Origin of the sequence: Streptomyces sp. 147326 (assembly GCF_045000215.1) — a bacterium.
Taxonomy (GTDB): Bacteria; Actinomycetota; Actinomycetes; order Streptomycetales; family Streptomycetaceae; genus Streptomyces.
Genome location: NZ_CP134201.1, coordinates 6,143,535 through 6,157,169, shown reverse-complemented (window position 1 = coordinate 6,157,169; position 13,635 = coordinate 6,143,535). Strand labels below are relative to the sequence as shown.

The window sequence follows — 13,635 nt, the reverse complement described above, 5'->3', positions numbered from 1 at the left end:
TATGATCGGATACCCACCCCGGGTAGGGTTCCAGCCATGACGCGCAGTGCCGAGCGAGCCGCCCCGGGGTCCCGGTTGCTGCTGCTCGCCGCGCTGCTGCTGGGCATCGTCACCATGCACACCCTGGGTCATCCGTCCGCCTCCCACGCCATGGAGGACGTGTCCGCGGCCCACTCCGTTGCCTCGGCCGGGTCGCCCGGTCCCGCGGCGGACGGTGGCGCGCACCACACCCCGGCGCACGAACCGGCACCGGAACCAGCCCCGGCACCGGCCCCGGCCCCGGCCCCGGCACCGGCCCTGGAAATGGGCCTGGAAATGGGCCTGGAACCGGCGCAGGCCGCCGGGATCCAGGGGCCCGGCACCGGCATGGACCCCATGTCCGTCTGCTCCGCCGTGCTCGCGGGGCTCGTCCTCCTGTACCTCGGCGCCGGACCGGCCGGCTCCCGCGACACCGCGCCGCTCGGGGGCGCGGCCCGCATACCGGGCCGGTCCGGTGGCCCGGATCCGCCCTCGCCCCGCGAGCTCCTGACCCGGCTGGCGGTCCTGCGGGTATAGGCCCGGCCCCGGCCGTCGCCTCCGCATGCCCGTACGCCCGTACACGTCCGCGCGTCCGAACGTCTGTGCGCCCGCATGCCCTCGTGCCCGTACGCAGGGGGACCCGCACGCCCGCGGTGCCCCGCTCCCCGTACGCCGGCATGCCCTACGCCCGCGAGGCGGCGCCGAACCGCGCCCATGAATCCGTAACACCAGACCCACGAGGTGCTCCCATGCGCTCTCTTCCCACCCGTCGCGCCGTCCTCGGCGCATCCGCGGCCTTCGCCGGCTCCGGACTGCTCGCCGCCTGCTCCGGCTCCTCCGGTTCCTCCGGCACGGACCACGGCTCCATGAACCACGGCGGCTCGGCCGCCGGCGGCCCCGAGGGGTACGTGGACCCGGCCGGGCCCGAGGTCCGCGCCGCCGAGGCTGCCCGCAAGGCCACCGGCCCGCTCACCGAGGTCAAGGTCACCGCCACGGCCACCCCGCTCGACCTCGGCGCCGGGCGGACCGTCCGCTCCTGGGCGTACGGGGACAAGCTGCCGGGCCAGGAGGTCCGGGCCACCGCGGGCGGCACCCTCTCCCTCACCCTGGCCAACAACCTCCCCGAGGCCACCTCCCTGCACTGGCACGGGCTCGCGCTGCGCAACGACATGGACGGGGTCCCCGGCCTGACCCAGCGGGACATCGCCCCGGGCGGATCCTTCACGTACAAGTTCACCGTCGCGCAGCCGGGGACGTACTGGTTCCACCCGCACACCGGGGTCCAGCAGGACCGCGGCCTCTACGCCCCGCTGATCATCGAGGACCCGAAGGAGCCGCTCTCCTACGACAAGGAGTGGGTGGTGGTCCTGGACGACTGGATCGACGGAGTGGACGGCGCCACCCCGGAAGCCGTCCTCGCCGAGCTCCGCAGGGGCGTGAGCGACGACGGGAACGGCAACGGGGGCGGCAACGGGGGCGGAGCCGGCGGGGGGCATGCCGGGCACGGCGCCCCGCCCGCCCCGGGTGCGAGCCGCCCCGGCGGCCGCTCCCACGTCCTCATGGGCGCCGACAGCGACGTCCTCGGCAAGGACGCGGGCGACGTCGCCTACCCCTACTACCTGATCAACGGCCGGGTGGCGGAGGACCCGTCGGTCTTCACCGCCCGCCCCGGGGACCGGATCCGGCTGCGCATCATCAACGCCGGCGGGGACACCGCCTTCCGGATCGCCCTCGGCGGCCACGAGCTGACGGTCACCCACACCGACGGCTACCCGGTGGAGCACCTGAAGACGGGCTCACTGCTCCTGGGCATGGGCGAGCGGTACGACGTCCTGGTCACCGCCCAGGACGGGGTGTTCCCGCTGACCGCGCTGGCCGAGGGCAAGGGACGGTCGGCGCTGGCGGTGCTGCGCACCGGGTCGGGTACGGCGCCCACGGCCGCGACCCGGCCGGCCGAACTGGACGCGCGGCCGCCGGCGGCGGACGCGTTCAAGGCCGCCGGTGCGGCCGTACTGGCCTCGCGCGAGCCGGACCGTACGGTGCAGATCCGCCTGACCGGCTCCATGACCCGGTACAACTGGGCCTTCGACGGCAAGCCGTACACACCGGACCAGCGGCACCCGGTGAAGGCGGGCGAGCGGGTCCGGCTGGAGTTCCGCAACGCGACGCGGATGTGGCACCCGCTGCACCTGCACGGCCACACCTTCGCGCTGGGCGGAGAGGCCGGTGGGGTCCGCAAGGACACCGCGATCGTCCTGCCGGGCGGGAGGCTGACGGCCGACTTCGACGCGGACAACCCCGGGCTGTGGATGGTCCATTGCCACAACGTCTACCACTCGGAATCCGGGATGATGACGGTACTGGGCTACCAGCTGTAGGCGGCGGCCGTACGGTCCCGGGCCGGATCCTTCGGGGCCGGCCCGGGACCCGGTCCGGGACGCGGGCGGGAACTCGGGTGGGTGCGGGCCGCGGGCATGGCACCCTTGCGGTGATCACAGCAGCTGCGACAAAGGACGCCACCGCCGGTATGAGCACCCCGCCGAACCCGCCCAGCACCCCCGCCGAACCCCCGACGGAGCCGGCGGACACCCCGATGCCCGAGACGGCCTCCATACCGGCGCCCGCGCAGCCGCTGTCGCTCGACAAGACCCCGGCCACGGCGGCCACCGAGGCTCCCGCGACCCCGCCCGCACCCGAGGCGTCGGCCGCCGCGGAGTACCCGGCCCCCGCCGGGGCGCCGGCAGCTCCTGCTGCTGCTCCCGCGGCGTCCGAAGCGCCCGCGGCGTCCGAAGCGCCCGGCGCCGCAGCCCCCGAGGCCCCGGCCGCCCCCGGCCCGTCGCAGTTCGCCCCGCCCGCGCCGTCGCCGTTCGCCAGCCCCGCCCCCGGCTCCACGTCGCCGTTCGCCAGCCCCGCCCCCGGCTCCACGTCGCCGTTCGGCACGCCCGCCCCGGGCGCCCCGGGCGCCCCGGGCGCGCCGGGCGCGCCGGGCGCGCCGGGCGCGCCGGGCGCGCCGGGCGCGCCGACCGTACCCGGCGCCCCGACCGCCCCCGGCATGCCCGGCGCCCCCGCCTGGGGCCAGCCCGGCTTCGGCGCGAGCCCGTACGGCGGTTACCCACAGCCGAAGCCGGCCACCAACGGCCTGGCCGTCGCCGCCGTGATCGTCGCCAGCTTCGGCGTCATGACCGCCGTCGTGCCCCTCTTGTTCTGGGCCGGGGCCCTGATGGCCGTCGTCGCCACGGGCCTCGGCATCGGCGCCGTCGTCCGCGCCAACAACGGCGCCCCGAACAAGACGATGGCCATCGTCGGCACGGTCCTCGGCGTGCTCGGCCTCGCCGCCTCGGTCGGCGGCTTCTTCATCACGACCACCTTCCTCGAGAACACCTCCGGTCGCGGTCGCCACGAGCGGGGCATCGACATCGACGAGGAGGACATGGACCTGGAGGGCCTCTACCCCAGCGGTGAGCCCTGGCCGTCCCCGTCCCGGACGCCCTCGCAGGTCCCGGGCCTGACCAGCGCGCTGCCGTTCGGCGAGACCTTCACCTACCCGAACGGCGTCAAGGTGAGCCTGTCGGCTCCGACGAAGTACCAGCCGAAGGGCATCATCGCCCGCGAGCAGGTGAAGAACGCGATCCAGCTGACGGTCACCATCACCAACGGTTCGTCCTCGCCGCACGAGGTCATCTACGCCATGCCCAACGTCCGCGACGAGCAGGGCATGACGGCCGAGATGGTCTTCGACAGCGGCGGCTCCGGCGGCAGCGTCCCGAAGATGATCAAGGGGTCCATCCTGCCGGGCGAGTCCGCCAGCGGGATCGTGGCCTTCGAGGTCCCCGAGGGCACCAGGAGCATCACCGCGGACATCTCCGCGGGAACCCTGCTCGACGACGTGAAGTACGCCGGCCCGATCGGCTGACGAAGCAGTTCCCGCAAGGGAAAACAGGCGGGGTCCAGGACATCGCGTCAGAAAGACGATTAGACTGGGCCCCGTGCCTCAACTACGCCTCGCTCTGAATCAGATCGACTCGCACGTCGGCAACATCGCCGCCAACGCCGACTCGGTCGTGCACTGGACCCGGCACTCCGCCGAGCAGGGCGCCCACCTGGTGGCGTTCCCGGAGATGATGCTGACCGGGTACCCCGTCGAGGACCTCGCCCTGCGCGGCTCCTTCGTCGAGGCCTCCCGCGCCGCGCTGCGCGGGCTCGCGGAGCGGCTGGCGGCCGAGGGCCTCGGCGAACTGCCGGTCGTCGTCGGCTACCTCGACCGCACCGAGAAGGCCGTCCCCCGGCTCGGCAAGCCGGCCGGCTCCCCCGAGAACGCGGCGGCCGTGCTGCACCGCGGGCAGGTCGTCCTGCGCTTCGCCAAGCACCACCTGCCCAACTACGGGGTGTTCGACGAGTTCCGGTACTTCGTGCCGGGCGACACCCAGCCCGTGATCCGGGTGCGCGGCGTCGACGTGGCCCTGGCCATCTGCGAGGACCTCTGGCAGGAGGGCGGCCGGGTCCCGGCCACCCGCTCCGCCGGGGCCGGACTGCTGATCTCCGTCAACGCGTCACCGTACGAGCGCAACAAGGACGACCTGCGCCTCGAACTGGTCCAGAAGCGGGCCCAGGAGGCCGGCTGCACCCTCGCCTACCTGGCGATGATCGGCGGCCAGGACGAGCTGGTCTTCGACGGCGACTCGATCGTCGTCGACGCCGACGGCGAGGTCATCGCCCGCGCCCCGCAGTTCTCCGAGGGCTGCGTGCTTGTCGACCTCGACCTGCCCGCCGTGCGCGCCGACGCGCCCGAGGGCGTGGTGGACGACGGACTGCGCATCGACCGCGTGATCCTGTCCGAGGAGCCGGTGGAGCCGTACGAGGCCGTGGTCACCGGCGGTTACGCCGACCGCCTCGACGACGACGAGGAGATCTACGACGCGCTGGTCGTGGGCCTGCGCGCGTACGTGAAGAAGAACGGGTTCCGCTCCGTCCTGATCGGGCTCTCCGGCGGCATCGACTCCGCCCTCGTCGCCGCCATCGCCTGCGACGCGATCGGCGCGCAGAACGTGTACGGCGTCTCGATGCCCTCGAAGTACTCCTCGGACCATTCCAAGGGGGACGCGGCCGACCTGGCCGAGCGGACCGGCCTGAACTTCCGGACCGTGCCGATCGAGCCGATGTTCGACGCGTACATGGGCTCGCTGGGCCTCACCGGCCTGGCCGAGGAGAACCTGCAGTCCCGGCTGCGCGGCACCATGCTGATGGCGGTCTCCAACCAGGAGGGCCACATCGTGCTGGCCCCGGGCAACAAGTCGGAGCTGGCCGTCGGCTACTCCACGCTCTACGGGGACTCGGTGGGCGCGTACGGCCCGATCAAGGACGTCTACAAGACGGACGTCTTCCGGCTGGCGCTGTACCGCAACCGGGCCGCCGCCGAACGCGGCGAGACCCCGCCGATCCCGGAGAACTCCATCGGGAAGCCCCCCAGCGCCGAACTGCGCCCCGGCCAGGTGGACACCGACTCGCTGCCGGACTACTCGGTGCTCGACGCGATCCTGGCCCTGTACGTGGACCGTGACCAGGGCATGGAGGCGATCGTGGAGGCCGGCTTCGACCGTGAGCTGGTCGCCCGGACCCTGCGGATGGTGGACACGGCGGAGTACAAGCGCCGCCAGTACCCGCCGGGCACGAAGATCTCCGCGAAGGGCTTCGGCAAGGACCGCCGGCTGCCGATCACGAACGGCTGGCGCGAGCAGGCGTAGCCACCGCACGCGGCTGCCGGGCACGGAGGCCGTGCCCGGCGGGCGCGTGCGTCAGGGCTTGACCGTGACCCGGGCGGCGACCGGAAGGTGGTCGCTGCCCGTGCGCGGCAGGGTCCACGAGGCCTCCGGCCGGATCCCGCGGACCATGATCTGGTCGATCCGGGCCATCGGGAACTGCGCCGGCCAGCTGAAGCCGAAGCCGTCGCCCGCCGCCCCCTGGGTGGAGCGCATCTGCGAGGTCACCTCGGACAGGGCGCGGTCGTTCATGGTGCCGTTGAGGTCGCCGAGCAGGATGACCTTCTTCAGCGGTTCGGCGGCGAGCGCGGCGCCCAGCGCGTCGGCGCTGTCGTCGCGCTGGTTCGCGGTGAAGCCGGCGTTCAGCTTGACCCGGACCGAGGGGAGGTGCGCGACGAAGGCCGCGACCTTGCCGTGCGGGGTGTCGACGGTGGCGCGCATGGCCCGGGTCCAGCCCATCCTGATGTCGACGGGCGCGCTCGCGCTCAGCGGGTACTTGCTCCAGACGCCGACCGTGCCCTCGACCGAGTGGTACTTGTACGTGCCCGCCAGGGCCTTCTCGTAGACGGGGACGGCGTCCCCCTTGAGCTCGGTGAGGGCCAGGATGTCGGCCCCGGACCGGGCGACCGATTCGGCGGTGCCGCGCGGGTGGGGGTTGTCGGCGTCGACGTTGTGGGTGGCGACCACGAGGTTGCCGCCGGAGCCGGACTTGTCGGTGACCAGGCCGCCGAAGAGGTTCACCCAGACCGCGCCGGTCAGCACGAGCGCGATCAGCGCGGTCGCGGACTTGCGGAGGACGGCGCCGGCCAGCAGGAGCGGGACGGCCAGGCCCAGCCAGGGCAGGAAGGTCTCGGTGAGGCTGCCGAGGTTGCCCACGTCGTTGGGCAGCTCCGCGTGGAAGATCATCACCAGCGAGATCAGCAGGGCGATCGCGGCGAGCACCCATCCCCGCCGCCAGATCCCGGGGTCCTTGCGCAGTTCGGCCAGCCGGCGCCGGAAGCGGGATCCGGAGGGCTCGGGCTCCGAGCCGCCGTTCCCCGATTCCGTCATGTACGCCTGTGCCATGCCACTGCCCTCACTGCCGTGCTCGCGCTCCGTCCCCGCCCCTTGACCCTAGGCGATGCACGAAGCCTTCCGTATCGTCCGTCACGACCGTCCGTCGCGGTCGTACGTCCGGGAGGACGAACGGCCGTGCGCACGGGGTTCCGGTTGTCACGAAACGCGCACATTGGATCCTCCGGGCCGGGTGTGGGCCCCACCACTTCCGCCTGCGGCCCCGCGGATGCCACCATGGTGGGTGAGTCCGGGGACGCCGTGAGGGCGCCTCGAGATGACACAAGGAGCAGTTGCAATGACGCATGCCGTTTCGCCTGCCCGCGAACCCGCAGCAGCAGCTTTGTCGGGCCCCCCCACCCTGTACGGAGGCACGGGCACCCGGCGCATCACCGTCCGCGACCTGACCCTCGCCAAGGAACGCGGCGAGAAGTGGCCCATGCTCACCGCCTACGACGCGATGACCGCGTCCGTCTTCGACGAGTCCGGCATCCCGGTCATCCTCGTCGGCGACTCCATGGGCAATTGCCACCTCGGCTACGACTCCACCGTCCCGGTGACGATGGACCAGATGACCATGCTCTCCGCGGCCGTCGTACGCGGCACGAGCCGCGCCCTGGTCATCGGCGACATGCCGTTCGGCTCGTACCAGGAAGGCGCCGTGCAGGCGCTGCGCAGTGCCACCCGTCTCGTGAAGGAGGCCGGGGTCGGAGCGGTGAAGCTGGAGGGCGGCGAGCGCTCGCTGCACCAGACCGAGCTGATCGTGCAGTCCGGCATCCCCGTCATGTCCCACCTGGGCCTGACCCCGCAGTCCGTCAACGCCATGGGCTACCGGGTGCAGGGCCGCGGCGACGAGGCCGCGCACCAGCTGCTGCGCGACGCGAAGGCGGCGCAGGACGCGGGCGCCTTCGCGGTGGTGCTGGAGCTCGTCCCGGCCGAGCTGGCCGCCGAGGTCACCCGGTCCCTGCACATCCCGACCGTCGGCATCGGCGCCGGCTCGGAGTGCGACGCGCAGGTGCTGGTGTGGACCGACATGATGGGCCTCACCGGCGGGAAGCTGCCGCGGTTCGTGAAGCAGTACGCGAACCTGCGGGCGACCATGGGCGACGCGGCGAAGGCCTTCGCCGAGGACGTGGTCGGCGGAACGTTCCCGCAGGCGGAGCACGCCTTCCACTGACGGTGTGCGCGGCCGCTCCGGCGGCCCGCCGACCGCTGACCGCTGACCTCTGACCTCCGACCGACAGCCCGCCGACCGCGCGTCGGCGGGCTGTCGTATGCCTGTCGTACGTTTGTCGGTCGGCTGTCGGTGCTTTGTCAGTGGCGGCTGCTCCCATGGGGACATGACGCGAAACGACAAGAAGCCCAACGCCGTGGAGGTACGGGGGCTGGTCAAGCACTACGGCGAGACCAAGGCGCTCGACGGCGTGGACCTGGACGTCCGCGAGGGCACGGTCCTCGGAGTCCTCGGCCCCAACGGCGCCGGCAAGACCACCCTCGTGCGATGCCTCTCCACCCTGATCACCCCGGACGCCGGCACGGCCGTCGTCGCCGGGTACGACGTGGTCCGCCAGCCGCGGCAGCTGCGCCGCACCATCGGCCTCACCGGCCAGTACGCCTCGGTCGACGAGAAGCTCTCCGGCTGGGAGAACCTCTACATGATCGGGCGGCTGCTCGACCTCTCCCGCAAGGACGCCCGCCGCCGCGCGGACGAGATGCTCGAGCGGTTCTCCCTGACCGAGGCGGCCAAGAAGGCCGTCATGAACTACTCCGGCGGCATGCGCCGCCGGCTCGACCTCGCCGCGTCCCTGATCGGCAACCCGGCCGTGCTCTACCTGGACGAACCGACCACCGGTCTCGACCCCCGCACCCGCAACGAGGTGTGGGACGAGGTCCAGCGGCTGGTCGCCGAGGGCGCCACCGTGCTGCTCACCACCCAGTACATGGAGGAGGCCGAGCAGCTCGCCAGCGAGCTGACGGTCATCGACCGCGGCAAGGTCATCGCCAACGGCAAGGTCGACGAGCTGAAGGCGCGCGTCGGCGGCCGCACCCTGAAGATCCGCCCCGTGGCCTCCGCCGACCTGCCGGGCATGGCCCGCGCGCTGGCCGAGGCAGGGCTGGACGGCGTGGCCGGCACCCAGGCCGTGCCGGACGAGGGTGTGCTGCTGGTCCCGATCCTGAGCGACGAGCAGCTGACCGCCGTCGTCGGCCTGCTGGCCGCCCGCGGGTACGCCATCGCCGACCTCGGCACCTACCTGCCCAGCCTCGACGAGGTGTTCCTGGCCATCACCGGCCAGAAGCCCACCGTCGTCGAGGACTCCGTCCCCACCGAGAAGACCGAGGAGGTCGCGGCATGAGCACCGTAACCACGACGAAGCCCGCGCCGACCGCGCCCGGTCCGGCCTTGGTGGACGGCCCGTCCGGCGAGGGCCGGATCGGCCTGCGGGCCAACCTGCGGCACATCGGCGCCCTGGTGCGCCGCAACGCCCTGCAGATCAAGCAGGACCCCGAGTCGATGTTCGACGTCCTGTTCATGCCGATCATCTTCACGCTGCTGTTCGTGTTCGTCTTCGGCGGTGCCGTCTCCGGCAAGGGCAACCAGGGCGAGTACGTCAGTTACCTGGTTCCGGGCCTGATGGCGATGATGGGCATGAACATCGCCATGGCGGTGGGCACCGGGGTCAACGACGACTTCAAGAAGGGCGTGATGGACCGCTTCCGGTCCATGCCGATCGCCCGGTCGTCCGTGCTCCTCGCCAAGATCGTCGTCGAGATCGGCCGGATGCTGATCGCCATCTCGATCCTGCTCTGCGTGGGCTTCATCCTCGGCCTGTCGATCAACGGCTCGGTCCTGGACCTGTTCGCCGCCATCGGTCTGTCGGTGGTCTTCGGCGCCTCGCTGATGTGGATCTTCATCCTGCTGGGTCTGACCATGAAGACCGCACAGGCCGTCCAGGGCATGGCGATGATGGTCCTGATGCCGCTGCAGTTCGGCAGCTCGATCTTCGCGATGCCGGTCACCATGCCCGGCTGGCTGCAGACCTTCACGGACTACAACCCGCTGTCCAACCTGGCGGACGCCGCCCGTGCCCTGATCAACGGCACTCCGGTCGGCGACTCGGTGTGGATGACGCTGGTCTGGTCGCTCGTCATCACGGCGATCACCATGCCGCTCGCGGTCCGCAAGTTCCGCCAGAAGACCTGACCCGCGGACCGGTCCACTCCGGATCGCGTCCCGGACGGACACCGGCCGGGGGCCGGGTCAGATGAGGGCGGTGGCCTCCTCCATGGTGAGGCCGCCGCCTTCGGCGTACGCCTTCTCGTAGGCCGCGTCGCCGAGCGCCGCCCGCGCCAGCTCCTCGACGAGGGCGCCGTCCTCGCGTTCCGTGGTGATCGGGAAGTGCCCGGGCGGCAGGTGGGTCCGGTAGGCGCCGAACAGCCGGACGGCGTCGTACTCGCGCCGCGGGCCGCCGAGCGAGACGAGGGAGACGGCCCCGGTCAGCAGGTACACGGCGGGCAGCTGCGGGGCGACCATCATCACGAGCGGGTCCCGGACCCTGTTCGTGGCCTCGCGGATCCGCACCAGCGCCACCTCGTACGCGCCGTCCTGGTTGTCCAGCCAGGCCATCGTGGCGAGGAGGAACACGTCGAAGACGGCGTACGCACCGAGCGCGAAGTCCTCGCGCAGCGCCTCCAGCTGGGCGCGGGCCTCGGCGATCCGGCCGGTGCGGCCGAGGAGGCCCGCGAGGAACATCCGGGCGGCGGGCATGGCCTCGTTGCCGTACCCCTGCCACCGCGCCGTGATCTCGGTGAGGATCGCCTCGGCCTCCTCGGCCTCGCCGTTCTCGACCAGCGTCCCGGCCATCCGTACGCGCAACACCGTCACCTGGGCGTTGGCGCCCAGGCGTTCGGCGTGCTCGATCGCGGCCCGGAAGTCCTCGGCGGCCAGCGCGTACATGCCGCGCTTCTCCCGGGACTCGGCGCGCGCGGACAGCGCCTCGGCGCAGCCCCAGTCGTCGCCGAGCTCGCGGAAGAGGGCCAGGCTCTCCTCGGCGTCGCGCGAGGCGTCGCCCGCCCAGTCCGCCCGGTTTGCGAGGATGTTGGCCCGGAGCTGCAGGGCGGAGGCGAGCTCCCAGCGGTAGCCGAAGGCACGGGCGGTCTCGACGGTCTCGTCCACGACGCGCTGCAGCAGCCGGGGGTCTCCCGCGATCATGACGGCGTAGATCCAGAGGGAGGAAGGGGTCCGGCAGGTCTGCGGCAGCCCGGGCCGGTAGGCGGCGAGGACGCCGTCGATCTGGGCACGGACCTCGGGGGTGTCCCAGGTGGCGCTGTTCTGGTCGCGGGCGGCCAGCCGGATCAGCTGGATGCCGCGCCAGGCCTCGGTGAGCAGTTCGCCGGTGTACGGCGGGGGCGTGTCGACGATCCGCTCGTGGACGGGCTCGGCGGGGACGGAGGGCGCCGCGAAGGGGTTGGGACCGAGCGCGGCGGCCGCCTCGGACCAGTGCCGGGACTCGGTGGCCAGGTCGTGCATGTGCCAGTACCAGCCCAGGGAGTGGACGAGGCACAGCACTTCGCCGGCGTCGCGGGCGGCGACCGCGCGGCGCAGGGCGGTACGGATGTTCTCGTACTCGGTGACGAGCCGCTCGGTGGCGGCCCGCTGGCCGTGCCCGCGGAGCAGGGGCTCGGTGGTGCGGGCCAGTTCGCGGTAGTGGACGAGGTGGCGGCGCTCGGTGTGCTCGCGGTCGCCCTCGGCGGGGGCGAGGCGCTCGGTGGCGTACTCGGCGACGGTCTCCAGGAGGCGGTAGCGCATGCCGGAGCCGTCGGGGCCGGGGGCGGCGACGACGAGGGATTTGTCGACGAGGGAGCCGAGGACGTCGGCGGTGTCGTAGGACGGGTCGGCGCAGACGGCCTCGGCGGCGGCGAGGTCACAGCCGCCGGCGAAGACGGACAGACGGCGCAGGACGGTGCGTTCGGGCTCGTCCAGAAGGTCCCACGACCAGTCGACGACGGCCCGCAGGGTCTGCTGCCGGGGCAGGACCGTACGCGCACCGCTGGTCAGCAGCCGGAAACGGTCGTCGAGCCGGTCGGCGATCTGGCGCGGGGTGAGCAGCCGCAGGCGGGCGGCGGCCAGCTCGATGGCGAGCGGCAGACCGTCCAGACGCCGGCAGATCTCGGCCGCCGCGGCCGGATCGTCGTCCACCGTGAAGTCGGGGCGGGCTGCCGCCCCACGATCACCGAGCAACCGCAGCGCCACGGGATCCGGCAGCGGCTCCACCGGGCGCAGCGACTCCCCCGGCACGCCCAGGGGCTCACGGCTGGTGGCCAGGATCTGCACGCCCGGGCAGCGCGCCAGGAGCTCCTCCGCCAGCTCGGCGGCCGCACCGATCACGTGCTCGCAGTTGTCGAGCAGCAGCAGGAGCCGCTGCCGTGCGCAGTGCTCGGCGAGCCGGTCCAGAGGGGCGTCGCCGGTCCGGTCGGTCAGGGCCCGCAGTTCCTCGGCGGCGGCGCCGCGCAGCTTGGTCTCCCGGGCCCCGAGCGCGGCGAGCGCGGCCTCGGCGACGTCCTCCGGGTCGTCCACGGGGGCCAGCTCGACGAACCACACCCCGTCGGGCCATCCGCCGCGCGCGTCGTGCGCCTCGGCGGCCTCCTGCGAGAGCCGCGTCTTGCCGGCCCCGCCGGGCCCGAGGAGCGTGACGAGCCGCGCCCGCGCGAGATCGTCCCCGATGACGCGGATGTCGTCCTCGCGGCCGACGAAGGTGGTGAGCCGAGCCCGCAGATTCCCCTTGCCCCGACCGCCCTGCCGGGCCGCCTCGGGCGCCGACGACGGACGCGGGCCCGGCCCGGACCCGGTGTGACCCGCGGCGTAGGGAGTGGCGCCCCGGCCCGGCTGTGCCGGATGCCCGCCCGGGGCGGGGCCGGGGGCGCCCGGCTGCCATGCGTCGCGGGGTGCGGCGCCGGGCGGGGTGGCAGGTGCCGCGGCCCCGTCGGACGGTGCGGGTCCGGGCGGTGTCCCGGCGGCGGAGCCGTGCTCGGGCCGGGCCGGGTGCGCGGCGGCGCCGGTGTCGGCGGGGTAGGGGGTGGGCTCGGGACGAGGGGGCGTCGAGGGGGTGAGGAGTTCGGCGTGCAGCGTGCGCAGGGCGGGGCCCGGATCCGTGCCGAGCCGGGCCGCCAGGTCCCGGCGTACGGCGTCGTACGCGGCCAGCGCCTCCGCCGGGCGGCCCGCGTCGCGCAGCGCCCGGATGCGCAGGGTCTGCAGCGGCTCGTCCAGCGGCTGTCGCGCGCACAGCGCGGTCAGCTCCGGCAGGGATTGCTCCGCCCCGCCCAGGGCCAGGGCCGCCGCGAGCCGGCCCCGGCGCGCGTCCATCCGTACGGCCTCCCAGCGCGCGGACTCCGCGCCCGGGTCCGGCAGGTCGGCGAGGGCCGGTCCGCGCCACAGGGCGAGGGCCTCCTCGTACCGGGCGGCGGCCTCGGCCGGGTCCCGCGTCTCGGCCGCGGACCGGGCGAGGCGCTCGAAGCGGTACAGGTCGACGTCCTCGCGTTCGGCGGCGAGCTGGTAGCCGCCCTCCGCGGAGCGCACGGCCGCGTGCCCGAGGGCCCGCCGCAGCCGGGCGACCAGCGCCTGCAGGGCGGCCACCGCGTCGGCCGGCGGGTCGCCGTCCCACACCTCGGCGACCAGCAGCGCGGCCGGCACCACCCGCCCCGGCCGCAGCGCGAGCGCGGTCAGGAGCGCCCGCAGGCGCGCTCCGCCGACGGCGACGGGGGTCCCGTCGTCGTGGATGGCCTGGGCGGTGCCGAGAATCGCGTAACGCAC

9 protein-coding genes are annotated in these 13,635 nt (G+C 73.6%); 7 read left to right on the top strand and 2 right to left on the bottom strand.

Annotated features, from left to right (window positions below; all coding sequences use genetic code 11):
- Window positions 1-36 precede the first annotated feature (36 nt).
- The 4 genes from RIU97_RS28240 to RIU97_RS28225 all read left to right on the top strand — a co-directional run bounded on the left by RIU97_RS28240 (window position 37) and on the right by RIU97_RS28225 (window position 5,759).
- Entirely contained in the window at window positions 37-555 is a 519-nt protein-coding gene (locus tag RIU97_RS28240) for a hypothetical protein (RefSeq protein ID WP_404960393.1), read from the top strand.
- A 212-nt stretch (window positions 556-767) separates the two neighbouring features.
- Window positions 768-2,396, top strand: a complete 1,629-nt coding sequence (locus tag RIU97_RS28235) for a multicopper oxidase family protein (protein WP_404960392.1) — start codon at window positions 768-770, stop codon at window positions 2,394-2,396.
- Between the two features lie 149 nt (window positions 2,397-2,545).
- Window positions 2,546-3,931, top strand: coding sequence for a DUF4190 domain-containing protein (locus RIU97_RS28230; RefSeq protein WP_404960391.1), 1,386 nt, complete (start codon window positions 2,546-2,548; stop codon window positions 3,929-3,931).
- Window positions 3,932-4,004: 73 nt separating this feature from the next.
- A complete protein-coding gene (locus RIU97_RS28225; protein ID WP_404960390.1) occupies window positions 4,005-5,759 on the top strand; it encodes an NAD+ synthase in 1,755 nt (584 codons plus the stop codon).
- A 51-nt stretch (window positions 5,760-5,810) separates the two neighbouring features.
- Here the strand turns inward: RIU97_RS28225 and RIU97_RS28220 are convergent, their stop codons facing one another.
- Window positions 5,811-6,839, bottom strand: a complete 1,029-nt coding sequence (locus tag RIU97_RS28220) for an endonuclease/exonuclease/phosphatase family protein (RefSeq protein ID WP_404960389.1) — start codon at window positions 6,837-6,839, stop codon at window positions 5,811-5,813.
- A 286-nt stretch (window positions 6,840-7,125) separates the two neighbouring features.
- Between RIU97_RS28220 and panB the strand changes: the two genes are divergently transcribed.
- From panB to RIU97_RS28205, 3 genes are all read left to right on the top strand, one after another.
- Window positions 7,126-8,004, top strand: a complete 879-nt coding sequence (gene panB / locus RIU97_RS28215) for a 3-methyl-2-oxobutanoate hydroxymethyltransferase (RefSeq protein WP_404960388.1) — start codon at window positions 7,126-7,128, stop codon at window positions 8,002-8,004.
- 163 nt (window positions 8,005-8,167) lie between these two features.
- Entirely contained in the window at window positions 8,168-9,181 is a 1,014-nt protein-coding gene (locus tag RIU97_RS28210; RefSeq protein WP_404960387.1) for an ATP-binding cassette domain-containing protein, read from the top strand.
- Window positions 9,178-10,029, top strand: a complete 852-nt coding sequence (locus tag RIU97_RS28205) for an ABC transporter permease (RefSeq protein ID WP_404960386.1) — start codon at window positions 9,178-9,180, stop codon at window positions 10,027-10,029. Before RIU97_RS28210 ends, RIU97_RS28205 begins: the two co-directional genes overlap by 4 nt.
- Before the next feature lie 57 nt (window positions 10,030-10,086).
- Here the strand turns inward: RIU97_RS28205 and RIU97_RS28200 are convergent, their stop codons facing one another.
- Window positions 10,087-13,635, bottom strand: a complete 3,549-nt coding sequence (locus RIU97_RS28200) for an AfsR/SARP family transcriptional regulator (RefSeq protein ID WP_404960385.1) — start codon at window positions 13,633-13,635, stop codon at window positions 10,087-10,089.